General features: G+C 45.4%; 19 protein-coding genes. 2 read left to right on the forward strand and 17 right to left on the reverse strand.

Features of this window, described 5'->3' with window-relative positions; all coding sequences use genetic code 11:
* Positions 1-84: 84 nt before the first annotated feature.
* From MUK70_RS18300 to MUK70_RS18310, 3 genes are all read right to left on the reverse strand, one after another.
* Positions 85-693: an RNA polymerase sigma factor gene (locus MUK70_RS18300; protein ID WP_234654357.1), complete on the reverse strand. Its 609-nt coding sequence runs from the start codon at positions 691-693 to the stop codon at positions 85-87.
* 109 nt (positions 694-802) lie between these two features.
* Entirely contained in the window at positions 803-1837 is a 1035-nt protein-coding gene (locus MUK70_RS18305) for a T9SS type A sorting domain-containing protein (protein ID WP_234654359.1), read from the reverse strand.
* Between the two features lie 68 nt (positions 1838-1905).
* Entirely contained in the window at positions 1906-3441 is a 1536-nt protein-coding gene (locus tag MUK70_RS18310; RefSeq protein ID WP_234654361.1) for a sulfatase family protein, read from the reverse strand.
* Between the two features lie 50 nt (positions 3442-3491).
* Between MUK70_RS18310 and MUK70_RS18315 the strand changes: the two genes are divergently transcribed.
* Positions 3492-3938 (forward strand): DUF6934 family protein, encoded by a 447-nt coding sequence (locus MUK70_RS18315; protein WP_234654363.1) that lies wholly within the window; start codon positions 3492-3494, stop codon positions 3936-3938.
* Positions 3939-3963: 25 nt separating this feature from the next.
* Positions 3964-4113: a hypothetical protein gene (locus MUK70_RS18320; protein WP_234654365.1), complete on the forward strand. Its 150-nt coding sequence runs from the start codon at positions 3964-3966 to the stop codon at positions 4111-4113.
* 57 nt (positions 4114-4170) lie between these two features.
* Here the strand turns inward: MUK70_RS18320 and MUK70_RS18325 are convergent, their stop codons facing one another.
* The 14 genes from MUK70_RS18325 to MUK70_RS18390 all read right to left on the reverse strand — a co-directional run bounded on the left by MUK70_RS18325 (position 4171) and on the right by MUK70_RS18390 (position 25470).
* Positions 4171-5328 carry a cellulase family glycosylhydrolase gene (locus MUK70_RS18325; RefSeq protein WP_234654367.1) on the reverse strand — a complete coding sequence of 386 codons (1158 nt, stop codon included), beginning with the start codon at positions 5326-5328 and terminating at the stop codon, positions 4171-4173.
* Positions 5329-5351: 23 nt separating this feature from the next.
* Positions 5352-6407 carry a family 43 glycosylhydrolase gene (locus MUK70_RS18330; RefSeq protein ID WP_234654369.1) on the reverse strand — a complete coding sequence of 352 codons (1056 nt, stop codon included), beginning with the start codon at positions 6405-6407 and terminating at the stop codon, positions 5352-5354.
* Between the two features lie 26 nt (positions 6408-6433).
* Positions 6434-8509, reverse strand: coding sequence for a CehA/McbA family metallohydrolase domain-containing protein (locus MUK70_RS18335; protein WP_234654371.1), 2076 nt, complete (start codon positions 8507-8509; stop codon positions 6434-6436).
* Between the two features lie 10 nt (positions 8510-8519).
* A complete protein-coding gene (locus MUK70_RS18340) occupies positions 8520-9368 on the reverse strand; it encodes a sugar phosphate isomerase/epimerase family protein (RefSeq protein ID WP_234654374.1) in 849 nt (282 codons plus the stop codon).
* 61 nt (positions 9369-9429) lie between these two features.
* Positions 9430-10548 (reverse strand): Gfo/Idh/MocA family protein, encoded by a 1119-nt coding sequence (locus MUK70_RS18345; RefSeq protein WP_234654376.1) that lies wholly within the window; start codon positions 10546-10548, stop codon positions 9430-9432.
* A 72-nt stretch (positions 10549-10620) separates the two neighbouring features.
* Entirely contained in the window at positions 10621-11358 is a 738-nt protein-coding gene (locus MUK70_RS18350; RefSeq protein ID WP_234654377.1) for a ThuA domain-containing protein, read from the reverse strand.
* A 47-nt stretch (positions 11359-11405) separates the two neighbouring features.
* Positions 11406-14942, reverse strand: a complete 3537-nt coding sequence (locus MUK70_RS18355; RefSeq protein ID WP_234654378.1) for a PVC-type heme-binding CxxCH protein — start codon at positions 14940-14942, stop codon at positions 11406-11408.
* A 39-nt stretch (positions 14943-14981) separates the two neighbouring features.
* Complete coding sequence (locus tag MUK70_RS18360; protein ID WP_234654379.1) at positions 14982-15683, reverse strand: DUF3823 domain-containing protein; 702 nt, start codon at positions 15681-15683, stop codon at positions 14982-14984.
* Positions 15684-15710: 27 nt separating this feature from the next.
* Complete coding sequence (locus MUK70_RS18365; protein ID WP_234654380.1) at positions 15711-17636, reverse strand: RagB/SusD family nutrient uptake outer membrane protein; 1926 nt, start codon at positions 17634-17636, stop codon at positions 15711-15713.
* 17 nt (positions 17637-17653) lie between these two features.
* Positions 17654-21157, reverse strand: coding sequence for a TonB-dependent receptor (locus MUK70_RS18370; protein ID WP_244784453.1), 3504 nt, complete (start codon positions 21155-21157; stop codon positions 17654-17656).
* 256 nt (positions 21158-21413) lie between these two features.
* Positions 21414-22583 carry a FecR family protein gene (locus MUK70_RS18375; protein WP_234654382.1) on the reverse strand — a complete coding sequence of 390 codons (1170 nt, stop codon included), beginning with the start codon at positions 22581-22583 and terminating at the stop codon, positions 21414-21416.
* A gap of 61 nt (positions 22584-22644) precedes the next feature.
* The gene (locus MUK70_RS18380; protein WP_234654383.1) at positions 22645-23262 is read right to left on the reverse strand and encodes an RNA polymerase sigma factor; all 618 of its coding nucleotides are present in this window, start codon (positions 23260-23262) and stop codon (positions 22645-22647) included.
* A gap of 156 nt (positions 23263-23418) precedes the next feature.
* Entirely contained in the window at positions 23419-24327 is a 909-nt protein-coding gene (locus MUK70_RS18385; RefSeq protein WP_234654384.1) for an RpnC/YadD family protein, read from the reverse strand.
* 69 nt (positions 24328-24396) lie between these two features.
* Complete coding sequence (locus tag MUK70_RS18390; RefSeq protein ID WP_234654385.1) at positions 24397-25470, reverse strand: aminotransferase class V-fold PLP-dependent enzyme; 1074 nt, start codon at positions 25468-25470, stop codon at positions 24397-24399.
* Between the last annotated feature and the right edge of the window lie 63 nt (positions 25471-25533).

Genomic DNA, 25533 nt, shown 5'->3' on the forward strand with positions numbered 1-25533 from the left:
AACCGGATCGGGATACCAATAAATTTTAAACTATTTCTAAAAAAATCAACAAAACCGCATTTTTGATGTGATTATGAGCCTTTTTTATATAAATAAATGGATCAGAAAGAAGGTGAGAAATTCAGCTTTCCAGTGTTTTTTCAACTGTTTGATAGCAATCTGCAGTAAGTTGGAAACGGTTTGCGGGGAAACGGCCATGATCTCGGAGATCTGCTCGCGGTCTAGCTCCTGAAAATATTTGAGATAAATAACTTCTTTTTGCCGCTTAGGAAGTTCCAGTAGCAACTTTTCGAGCTGCCGCGTCCGCACAAGCGTCGATTCGTTGTTGATGTATTGCTGTTCAACCGAAAATTCGAGGTCAAATGCTTCGTCGGCCTGCTCCGTGTTTTCCTCCCCCACCCATGATCTAGAGGAGACACTCCTGTGCATTAACCGGCGCAGCGAAGCCATCATGTAGGGCCGGACCGCCACCTCAGCACTTAAATTTTCGCGCTTTTCCCACAAATGCAGAAACAGATCCTGGACCGAATCCTTTACAAACTCTTTATCCCTGGAAAATTTGCACCCGTAATGGAAAAGCACGCGAAAATGTGATGACATCAGTTGCTCAAATGCAGCTACATTTCCAGAAAGAAATTGCCGCCAGAGCACATCGTCATCAGCAGATTGAGGAGGCTGAGAATGTGGTTTCATAACATTGTAAAAGTTGCCGCAGGCCTACAAATGCAAGCCTGCCTCATTACAACGATTAATCAAACTTAATCCAAATTTCATCCTATACCAAAAATAATATGCAGTAAGGTCACTCCACCATCACCCTGACCGATCTTTTTTGATGCTGCTTATTTTCAAATGAAACAATGTACATTCCCGATGACATCTCCTCGGTCGAATGGATCTCGATCTTATCAGCGGAAATGATCGTTGTCGCAATGTTCAAATCTCTTCCCCACATATTAAAAAGTCTCAGCGATGACTTTTCAACATTTTCAGCTCTCAACATGATCGACTTTCGCGTGGCGGGATTAGGTGTGACGAGCACTTCGCCCGCTTTCAGTTCCGACACGCCATTGCGGATCATTATTTCATGGATACGAATTTTCCCTTGTCCGTTCCTGAACCGCATTTCAAAATTGGAAAGTTTACGATCAGAATAGAGCGAGTTACCCGGATAGGCCGGACTATTAAGGCTGACAGGCTCATCATCAACCCACAAGTCATAGGTTCCCGGCAATGCATGATGTATGACCGCATGATTGGAAGAGATGTTGTAACTCAGCAACTTCTTCGAATTATTCAGCACCCAGGTCAGTGTAACCCGCTTCTTTTTAGCGATGGTCTTGCTGGTGTTCTGCGTTGCAAAATCTTTGATCGAAAATCCGCCTTCCATAAAATTGAGCGAAAACTTGGCGAACATCAATGCATTGCCAGGAAAAGAATGGTTATCCGGATTGAAATCTTCACCCACATAAAAATACATTGCATTCAAAGCGGGCGACTGCACAGACTCCGCGCTGAGGGCAATTTGGATAAACAATGTTTCGGGATCAGGCTCGAAAGGTGTCGCCCGCAGGACACGAATGATTCCACCCGTAGCAGAGTCCTCCTGCGTACGCACGAGATCCATGAAACCTTTGGAAAACTTAGAAAATGAAAGCGTAGGAACCGTCTCAACAATGTGACTAAACTGCCCGGAATCAGGGTCTGCCTTCACAAATGGCCCTGATTTCGAAAAATCCTGATGAAAGTAAACGGTCTGCGCATGTGCGTTTTGAAACAACGCAGACAACAAAACAAGTGCAAAAACTCTGGCAAACTGAAAGAAATGTGACGTCATAAAACATGGGTTTTATGCATTTAGACGCCAAGCTTTTGTAATGGTCACAAAGTATTTTCAGGATATTCTTATCGGCTTCTTTCAGTCTCCCGAATCCTAGCCAATTCCGCTGCCATGGCTTTCACTTTTGCCGGATATTTATCTGCAAGATTCGTCTTTTCACCCAGATCTTTACTCAAATCGAAAAGTTGAGGAGCCAGACTGTTTCCTGTTTCTGTGTTTGTAAGTTCCTGGATGGCTTTACCTTCTCTTGGCTCAATGTATTTCCAATTTTCTTTGGTAATGGACAACGCGCCACCTTGTTTGATGAGATAAGGCCTGCCGGTTGTCGTTTTTCCCAGGATGGCACCAATGATATTGAAGCTGTCGGGTGCGTCGTCGACGTCCATTTTTTGCTGAAAGAAACCGGCGAAAGATGCAAGCATATCAATTTGACAGATCAATGCACCTGAAACGGTTCCGGGTTTAATGGTCTGTGGCCAGCGCGCGAGCCAGGGCACTCTGCTTCCGCCTTCAAATGCGCTGTATTTTCCGCCTCTCAATGCTCCCGCAGGCTTGTGTCCCTTCGCCAGCTCGACCGCATTATCCGCGTAACCATCATCCAAAACCGGCCCATTGTCGCTTGAAAAAATAATCAGCGTGTTTTCTGCAAGTTCAAGCTGATCCAGTTTTTTAAGAATTTCACCCACTGTCCAGTCCATCTGCAAGATGACGTCTCCCCTCAAACCCATTTGACTTTTGCCTTTAAACTGTGTGCTCGGCATTCTTGGAACGTGAATGTCATTAAGCGAGAAATAAAGGAAAAACGGATTTTGCCTGTTCTCTTCCATAAACTGCGTTGCCTTGGTCAGAAACACATGGGCGATTTCTTCGTCCGTCCACCGCGCTTGCTTTCCACCAGTCATCCAGCCAATGCGGCCAATTCCGTTCACGATGGTATTGTTATGCCCGTGATTTAAAGAAGCTGGCAATTTTAAAAGGTCAGGATTTTCCAAGCCCGTTGGCTCGTTTCCGATTTTTTTCGCATAATCAACGGTTATGGGGTCATTTTTGTCCAAACCCTGCACGTCATGATTTTCTATAAAAACGGTTGGGACACGGTCAGAGGTTGCGGGGAAAAAGTAAGCGTAGTCAAAACCCGTTTCATTCGGGCCTTTGGTAATGGGCTCGTTCCAGTTGATTTGTTTGTTGTTTTCTCCTAATCCCAGATGCCATTTCCCAACCGACGCAGTCTTGTAACCTGCATTTTGAAATACTTTGGGCAAAGTCAGCCGATCCGTCGGAACGATCAATGAAGCGTCGCCCGGCAAAACGCCCGTGCCTTTTTGCCGCCACGGATATTTTCCTGTTAATAATCCAAACCTCGAAGGCGTGCATGTTGCTGAGGTCGTATGCGCATTTGTAAAACGAATTCCCTCCTTCCCAATGCGGTCTATGTTCGGCGTAGCGATTTTGGTAGCCCCATAACTGCTCAGATCACCATAACCAACGTCGTCGGCATAGATGAAAATGACGTTTGGTTTTTGCTGCTTTTTTTGGGCGTATAGATGGAATGGGATAGTGAAAAGCAAGACAGTGAAGAGCCTGGAAATACTTTTGGTCATATGTAAATATTTTTTGTATTATTGGGGATACACATACTATGATATACACAATGAATGAACCGTTTTATGAGTTCAGAGTCCTGGACGAGGCCTGTCGTTTCGATTTTTTAAGCATTGGTAAAAGAAACATTCCGAAAACAGTAATCTATTATAAAAGTGATAATCCCGCAGTGTTCTCTCTGACGTTGGCAAGTATTAAATCTGACGGCAATCTGGACTTTCAAACCACAAGCAATAACGGTGATATGAAGATTATCCTTGCAACCGTTGTGCAAACGCTCAAAATTTTTCTTGCTGCTTATCCGAAGGCAGTGGTGGTTTTCACAGGAAATTCACCGTCCAGAACTCGTCTATATAATATTATAATAAGCAGAGAAATCGAGCAAGTGAAAGATTATTTAGAGGTTATGGGCTTTGCTGAAAATTATGTGGAATTGTTTGTTCCAAATCGGCGTTACGAAGGCTTCATTGTCTCTTTGAAAAATTCTTTTACCTAGTAAATTCAAAAGTAAAATGGCAACTATGCACAAAATCGAAAAAAAAAATAAGCCTTTGAGTGGTAAGCAGCATGTAACTTATGCAACTGCAAAAGAAGCTGCCACAGCAAAAAACGGAGAGCTCTTGGAAGCGCTAAAAAAGTCGAATATTAAGGATTATTTCCCTAATCTATAATTAAAAATGCTTCTTAAGGCCTGTTAACCCTAAGAAGCATTTTTCAATGATTCCCCCCTACTTCGCTGCGGTCAGGCTCTTAATCAACTCAACCTCATCCTTCTTATAAGGTGTTCCGTCTTTGCGGAAGATGTCGTGGAACCAAAGGTCTGGTTCTTTGGTGTAGGTTTTTTTCCAGCTGTCCCAAGGGTAAATGGTCTGTGATTTGCCATCAACAAGTCCCCAGTTGATTGCACCGACATTGTATTTCTTTGCAATCGGCAATGAGCCTTTGAAGAAGCTGCCATTTCCACGCGACATATATTCTGTGCAGATCATCGGGCGGCCATATTGCTGCAATTGCTTGATGCGCTTTTCAAAGTCGGCTGCATCTTCGTAATTATGAAATGTAATGATATCGGATTGGTCGATCATTACTTTTTCAATAGGCTTCAAAGTTTCATGAGAAGTCCAGTCACCATTCCAGATTCCTGCTGTTAACGGTTGCGAAGGATTCACAGAACGGGCCCAACCAAATGCTTTTGAAAGCAACGGAATCACATAATCCACTTTGTTAGGCAGCTCAACTTTTCCATAAGAGCTCGTATTCGGATTGTCCGGCTCGTTCCAGATGTCCCAGGCCAGCACGCGGCTGTCATTGGCAAATGCCGCAACGGTTCCCTTCACATATCTTTCCAAACGCGGATATTGGGTGCTGTCTTTCAATGCTTCCAAGCCCGGACTTTGCACCCAGCCTGAGTTATGCACTCCTGGTTTTGGCGCACGTTGCTTTCCTAGCTTAGGAAACGGGTCCCAGCAAGAATCGAATAATACGAACAATGGCTTAATCTTATGCTTTTCTGCAATGTCCAGAAACACGTCCAGCCGCTTCACAAAACCAGCAGAATCTTCCTGAAATAACAAATCGTGGAGATACACACGCATTGTATTCATCCCAATATTGGCGGCCCAGCCAAGTTCTTTGTTGATGGTGGCTGTGTCAAAATCTGCTGCCTGAAACATTTCAAGCTGGTTAATGGCCGTGCTGGGCAGGAAATCCGCGCCTACAAGCCAGCCCTGTTTGCCATACCATTCATTTGCCTGCTCTTTTGTCCAGATCTCACGTGATTCAGTTTTTTCAATAGCCGCGCTCTCTTCTTTCTGCTCCTTCTTCGCGCAGTTTTGAAACGAAAGGCAAACCAGGATTGCCCATATTGTTGTTTTTAAAAATTTCATTCAGTTAAGGATTTTGTTAATAACTATTTTAAAAGAGGTGCAGCCGTCTTGTCTATACTTGGCTGCGCATTGAGAATTTCCGGCCAGTTGTCTTTCCAGGTCACTTTATCGAGCATGAGAACCCGACGGTTTGCGCCGGTAGAAACAGTCGGATTGCTCCGGTCGATGGCATGGTAAAGCAGCCAGTCGGTTCCGGCATTATCGGTGATCAGTCTTGCGTTGTGACCCGTTCCGGCGTATTTTTCATTGGGCTGGATCAATACGGATCCAGAATTCCGCTCTTTCAGGTCTTTTCCATCTTTGTCCAAAAAAGGTCCGGTAATATCCTTTGAACGACCAACGCGGATATGATATTTGCTTTTCGCGCCGTCGCAGCAATTTTCCCGCGATCCGAAAAAGTAATAGTAATCTCCTTTTTTCTGGATCATAACCGCTTCAAAATCCCCTGCTGCAATCTTGAATTTTTCCGAAAGATCCGGAACCGTTTTACCATCTGCTGATAGTTCAACACCATAAGTGCCCTGCGTCGGCGCATTGCTGTAACTTCCCCAAAAAACGTATTTTTTGCCGTCCGCTTCTATATAAAATGGGTCAATGGAATTGGGAACATTGACTTCTGCACTTAAAAACAATTTCCCAAGGTCAGTGAATGGCCCCGCCGCAGAATCTGCAACAGCCAGCCCAACGCCCGGATTAGCGTCGCCCCAGGTCGAATAGGCATAATACATGTAATATTTCCCATTCACTTTGACCACATCGGGGGCCCAAATGCCGCCTTTCTCCTTCCAGGAAGGCTTTTTGAGAAATGCATCTTTTACAAAATCCCATTTCACAAGATCTTTTGAACGAACAACCGGAACCAAATGTGCGCCTTTGCCGTCGCCCCAATCATCCATTGTCCCGTAAGCATAAAACCAGCCATCGTCTGCCTTAATAATGGTCGGATCGGCCAGAATAGGTTCGAAGACGGGATTTTGGTAAATGGAAATCTTGGTATCGAACTGCTTTTGGGCAGTCTGGCAAAAGGCAGAACTGGCCAATGCCATAACGCCAAAAAATGCAAAAAGTATTTGATTCATTTGTTCAAATCATTTAAGACCCGGCTTTAATCAAGCCAGACAATCTGCGTAAACGCGCCATTAGCAGCAACATCCCAAACTTCAACCCGCACCCATTTCCTGTTTTTCAGATTTTTGGTAAAAGTAAACGACTTTTCCCCGAATGCTTCCGTATCATGCAGGTTAATCACATCATGAAAAACCTCTTTTCCATCGCCCGAAATTACTTCTGCACGGTTTAACGGGAATGTCCATTTTGCATTCAATTTGATCTCGACATTTCCTTTCGCATCCATTTTTGCAGTCTCGCCAGACGTTACATTGTTTACGGAAAACGACGGCAGCAAAATTTCACCCGTTGAAACAAAGAACTTTCCCTTTTCCATGGCATCCAGCAAAGGTTGCCAGCCAGTTTCGAACTTCGGCATTTGATCCAGCTGCATGTAATTCACATTCAAATGCCCATAAAGCTCATAATTTGGCTCAATTCTGAACAGGTCGGCCTCGGCGATCACGTATTTTTTCTGTCCCCAATTGGCCATATCGTCCATCAGGTCCAGCACACGTTTGCCCAGTTTTGGTTGGGACAAATCCGCCGGCATTGCTTTCCAGGCTGCTCCCAAAAAGCGGTCTGACTTGTAGAATGCCTCTTCTTTGTATTTGTCTGGAAAGCCTGTTGAGCCTTTTGTTCTCGCATGCGCGGTCCAGGCCAGGCCTTTTTCCAATTCGAGCAACTTCAACATTTCCTCTTTGTTCCCAATGCGGTAAAGCTTTCCATAGGTGGAGTTTTCCTCAACAAATGGCTGATCTTTTTCACGCGACATTAACCAGTAGACAGGTTTTGGAAAAATATTCATCCAATGTCCCCCGAAAAAATTATTCGGTTCCTCGCCTGGCAGAAGCAGGAAATTGCCGTCTGAGAGGCGTTTGCATTCGTCAAACATCATTTTCAGTTCAGGCCAGCGTTTAGCCTCGGGTCCCCGCGGACTTCCCGGCCCGTGAAATTCGCCAAGATGCACAATGTTAACACCCGTATTCCGAAACGCCTTCACAAAACCCGGCATTTCAGGAATGGGCCTGCGCGTAAGCACCTCATCTATATGCTCCTGGTGAAAATGACTTGACATGGTGTAATAGCCTGGCAACGGCTGATAAGTGTCATTATGCGTGAATGCCTTCACTTTTTCCAAAACTTTTCCGTCTTTTTCAGCACTTAACAAACAGAAGAAATTGTATCGCTGCTGCGTTTTGGGCGGTGCATTGAACCACGGAACCCAGCGGCGGTCACCAAGCAGATCATGACGGAGACCGATGCCAAAACCCGCAAACTGATTCCGGTAATTGTTGCCATACCAGATGTGTTCGAGGTTGTAAGCATTATCAAGCGGATAAAAGAACTGGTGCGGAGCTGGAAAAACGGCCAGACTACCTTCCTTGCCTTCGCCGATAATGGTCCGGTATTTCACCGCCATCATATGCGCTGTGTCCATCCTGGCAACCTTTGTATTTCTTACATTATTCTCAGTATCAGACCAAAACAAGTTTTCCCAGGGCGATTGCTGACTTACCAGTCCCGCATCATAAACCACCGCCAGCGAATCCACATCGGTAGCCATTACGGCAGCAACATTCATGAGCGGGCTACCATTATAAAGGGTGAAGTTGTACGAACCTGAAAAAGGCCCGCCAGTTGCACCAGCCACAATAATCTCTGTCTGAGAGCCTGAGGTCACGACCTTGACGCCCGTTTTATCCAGCTTTACGGGATAGGTTTTGTAGGGTAAATAGGCTGTTTTATCAAAGAAAATGTTCCAGCCGTTTTGTGAAACAAGGTCACGCTTGCCTACCGTCAGGATAATGGCAGGATCCAGGTTTTTGACGATGGTTTTGAAAACATTATTTTTCCCGATCATAAGGCTGTTCATTACGGGCTGGCCTTTACTCAAATCGATAATTATTTTGCCAGATTCTGCATTTCCTGCCGGCCATTCAATGTTTAACAAATTGCTTTCATTCGTAATCTTCACTCCCTTCTTTTTATCAAAACCAGTCAAATCGACGGGAATTTGCCCATAAGTCAGCAGATTGAAAAAGACAAGAACCAGCACCAGGAATTTGCGCATATTAAGAATTTTAGGAGAACATTTTTTTATAAAAAGCCAAACCTTCCGCAGCCAGCTCATCCGCGCTGTTTGCCAGCGGACGCCAGATGCAAGCAGCGCGCGCAAGCTCTTTTGAAGGCTGACCGAATGTTTCAATCACAACAGCGCCGTCATAACCAATTTCAACCAGCGCATCCCGAATCCCTTCCCATTCCAAATGTCCCGTTCCAGGCGTTCCCCGGTCGCTTTCGTTGCCTTGGACGTGGCATAGCAAGTCTTTTCCAATCTTTCTAACGGATGCCGGAATGTCTTTTTCCTCAATGTTGGAATGAAATGTATCGAGGACAATTTTTAGGTTTGGACTGGAAACATCCCGCACAATGGAAAGCGCCTGATCGACAGTGTTAACCATATCTGTTTCAAAGCGGTTAAGCGGTTCCAGACCGACTACAACGCCATGATCCTTCGCAAGTTGTCCTATTTCAATGAGCGTTTCAATGCACCAGGCTCTTTCCTGCTTTTTTTGCTCATCCGAGACGATCCTTGTCTTGCCAACCGCGGAATAAACCGGTCCGCCAAAGATGGGACTGCCTACATTTTGTGCAATTTTAATGCAGTCGACAATGTATTCTTTACCAAGCTGGCGGTGCAATGGCTCGGTGCTGGAAATGTCGCGTTCCGGCCCAAAAGCGCCGCTGATAGTGATCTTCAAATCCAGGTCTCGAGCGACGGTTTTGATCAAATCCCAATCAATGATTTTGGTGTCTTCCACGGCTATTTCGATAATGTCATAGCCCATGTTTTTCACCTTGGTAAGCAGGTCAATGTTCTGTGTTGAGAATGGGGAAACCCATATAAAAGTGCTCGCTCCGAATAGCATTTCGTGAAGTTTTTTAGACTTTCCAAGTCTTGAAGACTTGGAAAGTCTGTCCAAAAATTTGTTACGCTTCGAAACTTGGCACATTAACCCGCACGCCGCCGTTCATAGCCGACTCGTGTGCGCATATGCCCGCGCAAGTGTAGTTAGCGGCCAATGCTGCGTCCACCGCAGAGTCGCGCCCTTCGACGATGGCGGCTACAAATTCCTGCACCAAATGCGGGTGTGATCCACCATGACCTGCGCCTTGCAGGAAGGAAACGTGGTTTGGATCGTCGATTTTTTCTCGTTTTGTAAAATGTTTGATGGGCTCGATGAGAAGCTCGTCTGTATCAGGCACATCGACGCGTTTCGCATTTTCGCCGCCATCAAAAATGATGTGACTTTCATCTTGCAATTGCTCCCATTCAAAGGACATTTTGGTGCCATAAACGTCATAGCTTTCGCGATACTGACGCACAACATCAAATAACGAGCGGGTTGCTTCCGCTACAACATCTGAATTTTTTAATGTAAAGGTAGCTGTTTCCACTGCAAACGGAGAGCCATAACGGCTAGCCAGATCTTCACTCAAACGGCCTGAACCGTGACAAACAACCGTTTCAGCAATGGTGTTATTAATTTTCAAAAGCGGAGAGATGGCGTGCGTGCCGTTCAGCATGGGTGGGTAACCTTTCCAATATTCGCCCCAGCCTTCCATGCTCATATCCTGAATGTGCGAGCCGCGCACAAACTGAATGCGGCCCAATTCGCCAGATTCTGCTAATTTCAATCCATATAAAAACTCACGCGTGTAAAGCGCCGTTTCCATCATCATGTACACTTTGCCAGAGCGGCGTTTTGCCTCAACGATGGCTGTGCAGTCTTCTACAGTCATGGCCATAGGGATGGTGCAAGCCGTGTGTTTTCCTGCATTTAATGATGCTAATGTCATCTTTGCGTGCTCGGGAACGGGTGTTACCACGTGGATTGCGTCCACATCTTCTCTTTGTGGAACATCTTCGAAATTTTCAAAAACCAGGTTTGGGTCAAGGTTAAATTTGGCAGTCAGTTCATCACGGGTTTCTTTACTGCGCGTACAAATTCCTACGGCTTTAATGTTAGGGTGACTTTGATAAATGGGGATAAATTCTTTTCCAAAACCCATTCCAACAATGACTACTGTGATTTGCGTCTGACTCATTTTTGCTTTTGTTTTAATTAATATTCTTAATTCATTCTTTGCCCCGGGCTTAAGCCCGGGGCAATTGATTTTTTATTGATTAGCAGCCCATTGAACAGCATTCCGCAGAATAGTCTGGTAAGGCGCTATGGTGTGCGATGCGGCATCATGGCCCAAGGCAATGCCTACAACCCTGCCCTTTGGATATTTTACAATGAAAATACTCGGGAAAATTTTGTCCGAACCTGCGGCTTTCGCAGTGGCGAGTACTTCAATCGGCGATCCGGATTCATCAGGAATTTGGTAATACAATTCATCATCCAGGTGGAATGTTTCCGGCACATTCTTGGTCACTGGGTGCTTCTTATTAGTGATTGTTACATCGAAAGGGCCATATTTATCATGTCCTTTCGAACCGCCGCCTACCAGTTTTTGATTGTATTCCGGCCAGTCTTTCCAGTTGTACCAAAGGGCAGGATGCGCGAGCACCAAGCCTTTTCCAGCATCTACAAATGCAAATATTGCTTTGCGAGTGGCATCATCGGCAATAGGTTGGTTGTTCGCCAAAAGAAGCACATCAATGTCTTTCAGTTTCGACAAGATCGTTGTTGGATCGCTCGTATATTCCACGGTTGCAAAACCGTCTTTTTGTAATGTTTCAACGTCAGCGCCTTTATACCATTTGTCGAAATCATGAGAAGATCCGCCGCCGACGAGCAAAACGCGGATGGCCTTTTTACCTGGTTTATTACTGATATTCCCTGCATTAGCCGCTACAAACGCGAGCAGCAAAATGAACGTCAGGGCAGTTTTTAAAAATTGCTTTGTCATTTGAAAAGAATTAAAGTTGAGCTCTTAGGTTTAAAAGGCCTTTTGAATTATTTAACTACCCGCATAATTCCATTCATTCCGCGCCAGTGGCCTGGGAAAGTGCAGACATAGGTATAATCGCCAGGCTCATTAGGAACCGTAAATTCCAATGTCACCGTTTCACCCGAGTTAACCAATCTGGTTGCATAAAGGACTTCCGCGATTTTAGGAACATATTGCTTCTCAGCCGCTTTGGGGTCTCGAAGCATTTCGTCGGCGGCATTTCCTACTTTTTGCAAAGTGCCGGGTTTAATGATGACCAGGTTATGCTGCATGCCATCCGGATTTTCGAGGTTAATGATCACTTTTTGACCCGCTTTTACAGTAAGCTGCTTTTTGTCAAATTGCATAATCTCCTTTTCCACTTTCAGTTCGATCACCGTTGCATTGGACGATTTTGCTGTGCTTTCATTAGCTGTTTTTTGCGTTTCAGCAATATTGGCATTGCCCTCCGAAGGCCGGTTCAGTTCCAATGAAGCCTTTTGAAAATTACCTGCAAACCCGAATTTGCCCTCATAAGTGCCAATTTTGTCGTCGCCTTCCATGTCTTCACCAGTGCGAACTGAGTTGCTAAGCGGCGTGGCAAATAACATATGTGCTTTGCCTTTTGCAGCTTCTTTTCCATCAATGCTAATGGTAATGTCTCCTGTTTTTGTCAGATTTGCGACCACGTCAAACTTCTCAGGAAGCGGTTCACTGGTTGCGGCCTGGCTTAATGTTCCGTGCTGTTTTACGGCCATAATCACCTTCCCATCCTGAATGTACAGGGCATAACCACCATCTTTTCCACCTTGTCCGGCGATGAAACCTTGCAATGCTTTGTCTTTTGCTTTGGTTACACTGGCTTTGAGGGTGATTTCTTTTCCGGATACATCAGGCGGAAATTGCAATGTATTTCTGCGGCCCAAAGGATACACTTCTTTGTAAAGTGCCTTGGTAACCTGCTCGCTAAATGCGGATTTAAGCGACTGCTTCTGAGAAGCAGCCAAAAATCCTTTTTCATGGCTAATAGCAGCTGCCAAAAGTGCTTTCGACAGCCAGGGATCTTTTGCATTTTGTTCATCCAATGTGGCCTGGTAAACCGCTTCTCCCACTTTTTCGGAAGCTGGCAAATCCACAAGCGCTACAAAAACACTCAATCGCGTGTTCAAATTGGCATCTTTCATGCCTTTTTGCAACATTTCAAAACTCTGCTCATTCTTCGGCAACACGCTTGCCGCCGCTTTCCGAACACCCGCTGCCGGGTGGGTCAATGCTTTGTTGACAACCTGCAAAGCTTCAACATTTGATCCGTCCAAAACCCCAAGTCCATGTAACGTCCACAATGCGTGCACAGCCGGACTATTTAAACCGATTTCGTCGACTTTCGGATTGTTAAGGATTTTGTAAAGTTCAGGGATAACGGATAGTTTTTTGGATTCAACCAAAAGCCGCTGTGCAGTCATGCGCCAGAACATATTGTCATTTTCCAATGCTGCAACAAGTCCCGGCAGATCGTCTTTTGACAACTTCATTGCTGGCGTTTTCTTGCCGTTTTTGTAAATAACCCGGTAAATCCGGCCGTGGTTTAAATCACGCATTGGACTGCTGAATGCGTTTCCAGGTCCGTGCGGCTGTTCTTTGAATGGCATGATGAACTCTGCGGGCGACTGCGCTGGAACGAACACATTGTGCTGTATAATGAAGTTATACCAGTCCGCAATCCAAACGGCTCCATCCGGGCCGGTTTCCGCATGCACAGGGCCAAACCATTCATCGGAGCTTGCCATGAAATTCCAGCCATCTTGTTCCTTAAAACCTGCACCATCTGGCTCCAAAACGGCCTTATGCACAAGGCGGATCGTCGGTTCCGTTACAAAGGCAATGCGGTTCCAGTATTCTTTTGGGAAATTTCTTGCGGTGTAAAAACGGTGACCGGCAGCAGAAGTAAAGCCTCCTACAACGTCCACTTGTCGCAAATTTGGCGTCAGCGAATGTGCGTCATAATGTCCGTCGATTTTCTGAACCGCCAAAACACCCGGCTGATCATCGCCGATGGTGCGCTGCATATATTGGGCTGGCATAGAATAGAATGCGCTGTGCGTGTTGTTAGCAGTGGAAAGGAAGACATTATTATCCTCCGTCACGCCCAATCCCCAGGTGTTATTGCTGGTGCTGCCCAGGTAAGCGAATTCTTTTCCATCAGGTTTGAAATGATAAACGCCTTGCGAGAAATTGAATTTCTTTCCATCAATGCTGCCATTAAAGCCCGAATAACCCAGCACGCCCCAGATCTTGTTATCAAATCCATATTGCAAATTGGACGGGCCGGCGTGCGTATCGTTTTTGCCCCAGCCGGTCATAATCACTTCCCGCACGTCAGCAATGTCGTCGCCGTTGGTGTCCTTCATGAAAATAAAATCCGGCGCCATGGAAACGATGATCCCGCCATTTGAAAAAACCATGCTGGTCGGAATGTTCAGCTTGTCTGCAAACACGGTGAATTTGTCGGCCTTACCATCGCCATTTGTGTCTTCACAAATTTTAATGCGGTCGTTGGCCGCGCCGTCCGTTTCTTTAAATGTGTTTGGATAATCAACCGATTCCACAACCCAAAGCCTTCCTCGTTCATCCCAGGCCATGGCGATGGGATTGGTAATGTCAGGCTCGGCTGCAAAAAGTTGTATTTCAAAGTCAGCGGGAACCTGCGTCAGCTTGTTAGATTCAGAGGGTGACAGTGATTCCTGCATTTTTGGAACAACATGCCTTTTGGTATAATGAGAAATGGTATCCGACTGATAAATGTCCACTTCTGGCAATTTCAATGCAGCGATTTCTGCTTTCACTTTATCGCCGACCGCCCACATTACGCCGTTTCTAACCAGGTCCAGAAACCCTTTATTCGTCCAGGTGCTGTCTTCATGACCATAAGCGGTGTAAAAAACGCGTCCTTTTCCCTCATTACGCACCCATGTATAAGGCTCGTGCACGTCGCCTTCAACGCGCTCGCCAAGGACAGTTTTGTCAGGGTTCAGGTTTTTATGCACATAAGTTTCGTCCCAGGTCTCAAAATCCGTAATGCCTTGCATCACAGGATGATTAGGTTTCAAAATGGTATTTTTAAAACTGCTAACCTTATGCGAAGCAAACTGACCGCCGATGGTTTTGATATACCAATTCGAATTTCTAAAACAACCAGAAGCCGAATGCAGCGGAATGAGGCCCTTGCCGCCTTCGACAAAGGCCTTCATTGCGCTTTCTTGTGATGGTGGAAGTGAATCGTGGTTGGCGTAAATGATCAGCCCGTCGTATTTTTTCAGGTTTTCCGGGTTAATGTCATTGAGATCAACCGTGTAAGTCATGTTGATGCCGCTTTTGAACAATTTCACCGAAAGCCAGGGTGCATATTTCCCGGAATCGTGGTGTTTGCTGGTGTGACCCAGGAACAACACTTCTGCTTTTCTGCCTTGCGAAACACTCGTTTTTGTCCCCGAAGAACCCGTTTTACTCTTTGCGCACCCCAATACAAATAACCCAATAAGCAATCCTAAACTGTACTTCCTCATTAAATGCGCTATTTTAAAATTCACTCGAAGTCTTACTTTTTAAAATTCCACCTTCTGAACCGGTGAAAATATCATATCCTCCACATCCTTAATCTTCACACCAACTCTTGCAAAAACGTATTTTTGTGTCGGAACCAATGTCGGAATTTCTGTTTGAAGCGTGATTGCATTTAAGTTTTTAATGTCGGCACCGGCAATGTCCGTTACACTTACATTCGTTGCCCGGGAAACCAACTGGGTTTTGTTGATAAATAGTGAGAGGCGTTCGATGTCCTTCGCCTCGGCGCCAGTAATGATTTTTTCCAGCTTCAATGTGGCTGTTACCTTGTTTTCCGCACCGGCGAATTGTGGTGTCCGGATCATATAGTAAGGCCTCACTTCCACATCCACCTGCTTATCGCCTTCCAGCGTGACGAACAATGTATCCTTTGCAGCCGCATCTTTTTCCAAAGTCTTAAATGGCCCTCTTCCTTTTGGGAAGACCAGTTTGTAATTGCCGTTAAAAAGCATTGCGGAGTAGGCACCACTTTGGTCAACTTGCGCATCAATTGCGGCAAGCTTACCAAACCCCGGCTGCCACAATTGCAGCCTCACCTGATTGTATTCAACGCCGATTGGCTCACCATTGTAAACAATCCGGCCGGATAATGTTGACTTTGGCTCTGTAAAATTGTCTTTCTCGCAAGACGCAAGCAGCGCAAGCATAGCCAGACAGGGTATAAAATGAAATCTGATTTTCATAATATCTGATCTTTTAAATGTGATTGCCTAGTGATTTGGGTTGCGGACGATCTTTGGATTGTTGTTGACAACCTCGTCCGTGATCAGCGAATAATAATTTCCTAACTGGAAGCGGTCCGCACCGGTTACTCGACTCAATTTTACAGTTTTATAAATCCATTTGCCATTGTTAGGAGACCCCGGCTCATACACTTTGTAAGGCCACAAGGCCCAAGGCTGCGTGTTTCTTTTGGTGGCTTTTCCAAGATCTTTTGAAAGGTCAGCGGCCGTGATTGCGTTGCCATCCATAACAATGTGGGCAATTCTCCAACGTTGGATATCATAATGATAATGTCCTTCAAAAGCCAGCTCTACGCGGCGCTCGTGCGCGATGCGATCGAATGTAATGTCACCGGCAACGAGTGGTTTGGTCAATCCGGCTCTGGCCCGCACCTGGTTCATATATCCGGCTGCTACGGCAGGTTGTTTTAGTTCAAAAGCCGCCTCAGCTGCATTCAAAAGCACTTCTGCATATCTGTAACGGATAAACCAGACTTCACTGTTAACCCCGCGTTGACCTGATCCAACAACGGGATCAAGATATTTGCGCAGATAAAATCCTGTTTGCGCAGTGAATTCAAAGCCGTCAATCGGGCCGTCGAAGCCTACAACTTGTTCAGGAACGGTTTTACCTGGCAATGTTTTCTGTGCACCGCGGTCGTCTCCGCTTACGATGGAGCCATTTCCAAGTTGAAATCCAGCCCAAATGTCCACTGCTCTTCCTTTGAATGTGGTTCCGGGCAACATTACTGTTCCGGCTAGCCTTGCGTCACGTCCCTCGAAAATGTCCGTTTGATTGGTATAATAAATCGGAGCGCCGGATGCATTGGTTGTCGGGATGCGGGCAAATGTATTGTCCAGCTTCTCAAATGCTTCTACAAAGTTTAATGATGGATTAATTCTTCCACCTTCCTCTTCCTCAGCACCGTAGCGAGGCTGATTAGAGCCTGTGAAATAATGCACTTTACCGCTTTGCAACTTGTAATCATCCACAAAAATCGCTTCCGGGTTATTCGCTTTGTCGTAAAATATGCTTGAAAAATTTTCCGACAGATCGGGTTTTTTCGTGTAAAGGGCATAAGCGCCCACGCTTCCGTTGATGATCTCTTTGGCTGCTTCCAACGCTTTGGTATAATAACCCGTAGCCAGATTAGCAGGAATGCCCACTTCGCCACCAGGCAATGAAACCGAAGGTGTATTTACGCCATATTTAGCCAGAGATCCTGCATAAAGCGCAGCCCGAGCCTGCATTGCCAGTGCGGCTGCCTGTGTGGCCCTTGATTTTTCTCCGGCATTGGCAGGAAGTTTGGCTTTGATTTCACCTGCCTCTTTAATTACAAAATCATAAATTTCTGACTCCTTGGCTCTTGCATGTTGCAGGTAAGTAGGATCGCCGCTGAAATCATAAGTCATTGGTTCCAGGATCAATGGAACGCCGCCCATGCGTTTTACCAGCTCGAAATAGTAGGAAGCGCGGAGAAATCGTGCTTCTGCCAAAAAGCGCTCTTTGGCAGCGGGTGAAAGTTTTTCAGCTGCTTCGCATTTTTGAATAAACAAATTCATCTCCCGAATGTAACCGTAATCCCAGATCGACCAGGTGTTCAAATCCCATCCGCTGTTTTGGAATTGATTATAACGACCCGATTCCGACCAGAAAGCTTCATTGAAATCTGCCACCCGCGTCCAGCCCGTAAGAGGATCGAGGTTCCATTGGCGCTGAAAATCGCGGAAGTTGCCCAGATCGACGTAACGGTTGTATAAGTTTCCCAATAAGGAAAGGACCTGCCCTTCGTCGCCCCAAACCTGTTCTTCTGTTAAAATGTTTGTTGGCGGCCGGTTCAGGAATTCATCATCATTACAGCCCCAGCTAAGCAAAAGCAACACAAATACGGGTATATAAAATATCTTTTTCATCGCGAAAATTCTGGTTATTAGATTGAAAGATTGATCCCAACATTGACAAACTTGTTCTGCGGATATTGCAGACCGTTTTCTTCCTTGATCTCAGGATCGATGCCAAATTCTTTCAGATTGTCAATAGAGAACAAATTGTAACCATTGATGTAGATCCTTGCACGTTGCAGCTTCACCTTTTCCAACAACGTTTTTGGCAAAGAATAACCCAGTTCAATGGTCCGGGCGCGGATATACTTCACATTATGAATCCAGAAAGTTGAATTTCTCTTGTAGTTGCTGTGCCCGCCATCATTGTAACGCAACGCCGGATATTTGCCCGGAATCCACTCACTGTTCAGGTCAAAAGGATCGGCACGGTGCCATCTGTCCAGAAATATTTTGTTCAAAGCACCATCGTTTTGATAAGCCCAGCGTTGTTCCCAGTTTTGATTCCAGGAATACATGGCGCCGCCCGAAAAGTCTGCATTGAAGCTGATTCCCTTCCAGTTAACCGCGAAGTTCAATCCGAAGTTAATGTTCGGTTGGCCATCTGTGGCGTAGCCGATCGGCCTCTGGTCCAGGTCATTGATTACATTATCGCCATTAATATCCTTATAAATCAAGTCGCCGGGCAGCAATGTGCGGTTCCCTTGTTCGTCGATGTTGACCGGATATTCGTTGATCTGCTGCTGCGATTGGAACTGTCCAATTGTTTCATAGCCCCAGTAAACTTTGCTGTAACGGCCTTCATTTGAGTTTCTATACTGGTCCCAGGAGTTATTAAAAACCGGTTTGTAAGAAGAAACAAACTTGGTGCGAGAGAAGGATACATTGCCCCCAACCGAATAGCCAATGTCGCCCGACTTACCATTATAAGCCAAAGCAAGTTCCCATCCTGATTGTGAATCGCTGTTTACGTTTTCATCAGGCAGGCTATAACCCAATTCACTAGGCACGAGCAGGTCATATTTACGGCCCAAAAGTCCTGTTCTTAACCGGTAGAAATAGTCTACTGAACCTGTCAGCTTCGTTCCCAAAAATGAAAAGTCAGCGCCAATGTCCGTGATCTTGCTTTTAAACCATGAAATGTTATTGATAATCTGGCCCTTATCGCGCGAAGTAACCACTGCCGTTCCACCTAAAATGGCATTGCCCTGGTTGTAATTATAGCCTGGCAAATAAGCATAAGGGTCCAAAGGACGGTTAACATCATTGTCAAAAAGGATGTTGTCATCCCCCAAAATCCCGTAGGAAGCACGCAGTTTGAGATCGTCCAGAATGCTGCGCGAACCCAGCAAATTTTTCACAAATGACTCCTCCGTCAATCTCCAACCCACAGACGCGGACGGGAAATAACCAACGCGGCGATCCGGAGCAAACTTCCAGGACGCATCACGGCGGGCGGATAATTCTACATAATACTTTCCTGCATAATCGTAATTAACCCTACCGATATACCCTATACGCGCAAGCTGATTGTCTTTGTCATCGTAAGTATCCATTGTTGCGAAATACATTAACGGAAGCACATTGGTTTTAGGAACCGAATGTGCCCATTGCTCCTGATCCCGCTCTTCTTGACGTTCCGCCACGAAAGTGGCCCCAACGGTGTTTTTGCCAAAGGTGTTATTATAGTTCAGCTGCCCCTGGTAAACATTACGCATGATCTTCTGCGTGCGTCTTTCCCTCCACGGGTTGGTGCTTCCGCCGGTTACTTTGTAAGTATCGTCGGTCGGATTGTAAGTGTAAGCTTCGTAAGTGTATTCGTGACCATTCAAAACGCGGTCTCCGATGTAATAGGAATACATTCCCCTGGCAGCCAATCCCTTAATGCCTGGAATTTTGTATTCGGCTGTCATATTGGTTTGCAGCACGCGCCAGATATCAGTCTGGTAGCCACCCAGCCTTTTGTTGTTATAGGCCCAGTTCGTCTCATTGTGCTTGATGTCATTTAAATACATCGGATTGTCATTTGCATAAGGACGCTCAAATGGCCGGTTTCTGAGGATTGCAAAACGTGGCAGCCAATAATCATCACCTCCCGGGATACCAGGCTGATCTCTCGTCTCAATTCGTCCGCTGATCTGCACGCCGACTTTCAGATTGTCGGTAATATTCGCGTCTACATTGCTTTGCAGGTTATTTCGGGTAAATGTAAACTCACGACCCAGCACGGAGTTTTGGCTCAGGCGCGTCGCTGAAATGTAATAGGATATTTTGTCCGATCCGCCTGTCATATTCAGGTTTACGGATGTGAGCGGCGAATTCTTCTTGACGATAAAGTCTTTCCAGTTAAAACTCTTATAAGCCATTTCGGTGCCTGCTTTGTACTTGTCAAGCTCAGCCGACGTGATGGACGTTTTGCCATATTGGTTCATTTCCGCTTCTGCTTTTCCCAGCATCCATTGATACGAATCATTGACCACATTAGGAAAGCGCGACCAGTTTTGCCAGCCGGTGTAAGCATCCAGATTGATTGTATTCTTCGTCCCGGTTTTCCCTCTTTTTGTCGTAACCACTACGACGCCATTAGCAGCACGAACCCCATAAATGGCCGCCGAAGCGTCTTTTAGGACAGTTATGCTTTCAATATCGTTAGGTGAAATGTTGTTAAATTGTTTATCGTCCTGCTGAATGCCGTCTATTACAAAAAGGGGATTCCCCATGTTCCTGATCTGCACGGTTGCACTTGCCCCCGGTCGGCCGTCGGGCATCCGGAATGTTACACCGGGGATTTTTCCGGCCAGTCCTGAGCTTACCGTTGAACCACCATGTACGCGATCCAGATCCTTGCTGGTTACTGTTGAGATCGCTCCTGTTAAAGATTCCTTTTTCTGCGTTCCGTAACCGACAACAACCACTTCCTCCAGTGATTTGTCGTCTACTTTAAGCGTGACATCTATTGCATTTTGAGAACCTAAAATGGGCATTTCCTGAGAAATAAAGCCTACAAAGGAGAATATTAGCGTGGTTTCGCCATCCGGAACGGTGATTGAATATTTCCCTTTTTCGTCCGTTGATGTTCCTGTTTGCGTTCCTTTCAGTACAACGCTTACGCCCGGCAAGCCTGCACCCGATTCTTCTTTAACTGTTCCTGTTATGGTCTTTTCAATGGCCGAACCGGCTGGCGCAGCACTCGTGGGTTCTGCTGCAATGTCTGCCGGTTTTTCCGATTGGCTATCCGGCTTGATCACGACAAGGTTGTTCTTAACCTTGTAATTAAGGTCCATGGGTTTGAGCAGCGCATCTAAAACGTCCGCTAATGCTCCGTTTTGCGCCCTAATGGAGGCTTTTCTGTCTGACTGGATCAGTTTAGAGCTGAAAACGAACTTCACGTTGGTTTGCTTTTCAAGCTGCCCGAGGATTTTTTTAATGTCCTCATTCTGAATGTCAACCGTAACTTTCTGGCTCAGTGCGGATTGAGCTCTTCCGTCATGTGCCCATGAAATGCCTACAAAGACACCTGCCTGAATGCACTGAATAATTGTTATTCGCATGAGTGTAATGAGAAAGTCTTCAAGTCGTCGAACTTTTTTCATATTTTTGAATGAATTTGTTGGTTAAGGAGATTTATTCAACGAAATCTTCCCTTGCATCCCCTGCAAAAGCGGATGTAAAGTAATGTCAGTTACTTCGGGGAATTTGAGATCAGCCATGCTGGAACATGGCTGGTCTTTTTTTATGTAAAAACGGATAGGTTTATATCATAAGCGACGTCATTTTTGTTTAAATGGTTTGATTTATATCCGGCATTTGTTCAATAGAAATTTCTTTTACAACTGCTTCTCTCCAAGCCTACTTGCAGCCCTTGCCCACGATCGCAACAATGTTGTCATTGATCTCATATTCTGCATCCAAAGCATTACAAATGGCCTCTAGCTTCTCTTTGAACGGCTGACCAATTAACGTTGCATTCAGGGTGCAATCCCCCATTTTGACCTTGTCATAGCTGATCTGCACATTATACGCACGCTCAAGTGTACTAAACACTTCATGGACCGGCGTTTCATCAAATACGAACCCCTGTTTCAAGATGTCCATGTTGGGCCCGGGTTCGTTCGCCAGATGATTCAGTTTGGTGATTTTCCCGCTTTCCTTTGAGAACGCAATTGTCTGGTCCTGGCTAAGCGTAACTCCGTCCAGTTCAGGCTTGTCGGCTTTTTCCTCGATTCCTTTTTTGTCCAGATTATTAATTGAGAAAACAGAAACCGTGCCCGTTTTCACTTCCACCCTGATTTCCTTATTTGCTTCGGATGCGTCGATCATGAAACTTGTTCCGAGCACCTTGGTTGCCAATCCATAACTATAAACCAGGAATGGTTTTTCACGATTTCTGACAATTTCAAAAAACGCCTTACCGATCAATGTTACTTCCCTCCGCTTCGTATTTACAACCTCCGAATAACTCAAACGCCCCCCTGGCTGCAACACGACAGAGCTGCCGTCAGCTAAAAGGACGGTCATCGGCTTTTGCGTGTCGTTGTGCTTTTGAACGGTTGCAACCGCTTTTTCCGCTGTGGCAACTGCACCCATGCGGTCAGCGCCTTGCTTATAGTAAAACCAATAACTTACCGATCCAATGCTCAAAATCAAAGCCGCGGAAGCAGCCACGCGGATCCACCGCCATCCTGAAACCACTTTGCTATGCACTTTCGGTTCATCACCCGCTGGCATTTCGTCCCCTGCTTCATGCATTTTGCTCTCCACAGCATTCCACATGCGCTCGCTTTGCTTCTTCGTTGGCTGATCCCTTCCTGTGTCTTTGGCCAGCAGAATCACATATTCTCGTGCCGCTTCAACGGTCTGCCGCTTTTCCGGATTATCGTCCAAAAATGCCTGCCACTTTTTATCATTGGCTGCGTCCGGTTGCATCACCCATGCGATAAAGTCATCGCTTCGGATCAGTTCCGTCAGAGAGTAAGGGTCATGCGTCATAATAGCGGAATGCAGAATTTCGTCTTCCACAAGAAAGAGCACGGAATTCGAGAAATGACCCCTTGAAAATTGAATTATTTTGTCAAAAAATTCAAATAATCCCTAACAAGCAGATAATGAGGCTGGAAATAAGCAGGATCTGCCTATTATGGCGCAGTGAAGTAAGGGCTTTGTAAATGAAATTGCGAACCGATTTCTCGCTTACGCCCATAATGCCAGCAATTTCTTCAATGCTAAAATCATCGAAATATCGCAATGTTAAGGCTTCCACTTGTCGCTCCGGAAGCTGTGCGAGCAGATGTTGAATTTGCCTCGCCCTTAATGATGCAGACTCTACATCGATGAGAAGTGTTTCAGAATTCCCTCCGTTGGCCGGAGTTTCCTGGTCGCCCAGCAAAGTAATTTCTTCGGTAACCGGAAATTTGTCCTGCGCCAGATGAATCCTCCTGCGCAATGCGCGATAAAGGTAAAATTTGACGGAGGTTATTTTGTCAGTAAGGTTGTTACGCAATCGCCAGACATCGATAAATACGTCCTGGACTGCATCTTCTACTATGGCGGAGTTTTGTGAGAGTTTACTTCCGTAATTATAAAGCGTGCGGTGATATTTTTCAAAAATAATTGTAAACGCCTGCTCATCCCCCTCACGAATTCGCTGCCATAATTGCTGGTCTGTTTTCTCCCCGATGAAGGCATCAGAATTGATCACCGCTTTGTCCGTTTTACTAACAAGGCATAAAGCTAAATAAATATCTCTAAAATACTATTTGCAACGTTTTGGTTTTAATGTTATCACAACCATTGAGAATGAAAAAAGCGCACGGCCGGATGGCCTGCGCTTTGATATACCTGATTCTATTTCTGATTACATACTGTGCTTCACTTCCCGAACAAATTCAAGAGGGACATCCACAAGTTCGGCTATCTCTTCGAGGCTGAATCGCTTGTCATTTAGCAGCGATTTAGTGATGGCAGTACTCTTTTCCATTCGGCCTTGTTCAATGCCCTCCTCCCTTGCTTCTTCCTTTTCAATGTAAATTACGGCTTCATCAATTCCCATGTTCGTGTATGTTTTATGTGTCAGATTATAAACCTCTTCATTATATGACGCTGCCAGAAGAGGGTCATTCAATACGACATAAAATTTCAAAAATTTCATCAGCTTTGCAATTTTAGGCTTGGATATTTTTTGTCCTAAAAGCCTCCTGGCTAACTGAATTTTCAAATCAAATAAGTTCTTATCGTTTAGCTTTTTGCTTTTTAGCGCAATCTTGACAGTCATAATAATATGAGCAAACACATTGTCGCTTTCAGCAAGCTTCCGATCACACTGATCCAGGACTTTCAAGATATTGTATTCAAATCGCAATGAGGTCCCAAGAAATGACTGCTTGAAACAGCTGGGATAATAATGTTTGTTTTCATCTGCCAGAATTGCCAGCGCGGTTGTACGCTTTCCGTATTTATCCCAGATGCGGTAATAATAAGTGAACATTCTCTCCGAAAAGAGATTGTCAGTGTAGCCTTGCACTTCAATGTGCACCAGGATCCATTCCTCCTGCTCTTCTTTGGTGTAGACTTTAACAAGCTTGTCCACAAACTTGCTTGCGTAGTGATCGTCTTCAGGCGGGAAAAGCTGTTCCAGTTCTTTATCGAGATATCCGAAATCCTTTGAGAAATCGAATATATCATCAGCATTCGGGAAGAAAAATCTCAGAAAATCTTCAAAGGTGTCTTCCAGAATGGACTTCCATAGTATGTCATTTCTTTTCACAAAAAATAGGGATGATAGGACATTGATACGTCCGGTCATCCCTATAGTCACGAATTTCTGAATTTTTATTTATGCATTCCCCAATTCATACACCAGCTTCTCAACTGCATCGTACGAAGTTGCCGGGAAGTTGGCAATGCGAAGTTGTGATCCTTTGAATTCTCCGTAACCGCTGCCGATTACCATGCCTTTTTCTTTGATTTTCTTAATAACATCCGCCGCTGGAGCTTCCACATTCGCTACAACAACCGTTTGCGAGCGATTTTGTGGTTCCTTGACAAATGAGGAAAATCCAGCCGTTTTTTCAATAAAGTCGTAAATAAGCGCTGCCTTCTCCTCCGTTGTTTTCCTGATATTTCCAATGCCGATTTTATTAAAATCCTCTGCAATTTTGCCTAACAAATAGATCGCCATCACATTAGGAGTCGCCGGTGTTTCATTGTTCAAAGCATTTTTCCAAAGCGTAGGCAGATCATTATGCGCACCAATCGAATACTGATTCTTAATCTGCTTCGCTTTTTCCAAACATTTTTCACTCACGATCCAAACTCCCAGTCCGGCCGGAAGCCCAAATGCCTTTTGCACCGAAAAGAAGGCTGTATCAATCAGATTGTAATCCAAATCAGGATACGGGGCGGATGACACGATGTCGACGGCTATGAATTTGTCCGGGCTTTTCTGTTTCAGCTTATGAATCTCGCTCACAGGCATTTGCACGCCCGAACTGGTTTCGTTATGCGTTACGCAGATCAATTCGGCATATTCAGGAACTTCGATCTCGTCGGCTGTGAAGCCTTCACCCATGGGCTTTTCGAATTTGTGCGCGTACTTATTCAACGCACTCGAATATTCGCAAAATTTCTTTGAGAACGAGCCGTTCACCAAGTGGAAACTTTCCAGTTCAACACAGCTGAATAAAATCCGCTCCCAAGCTTCCGAAGCCGATCCCAGAAACATAATCTGATGTGTATCAGGCACATTAAGAAGAATGCGCAGCTGACCCACTGTAAATTTGTGCAAATCCCGATATTGCTGGCTGCGGTGCGAGATAGAGCCCAGCTGACCGCTTACGAAACTCTGTACATGCTGCTCAAATGTTGGATATAACTGAGCTGGACCGGGCGTGAAGAAGGTTAATGGCATTAATTTTGAATGACTGAATGACTGAATGACTGACCGGGTCGGTGGTGCGATGAGCGAATAATA

Origin of the sequence: Dyadobacter chenwenxiniae (assembly GCF_022869785.1) — a bacterium.
Classification (GTDB): domain Bacteria; phylum Bacteroidota; class Bacteroidia; order Cytophagales; family Spirosomataceae; genus Dyadobacter; species Dyadobacter chenwenxiniae.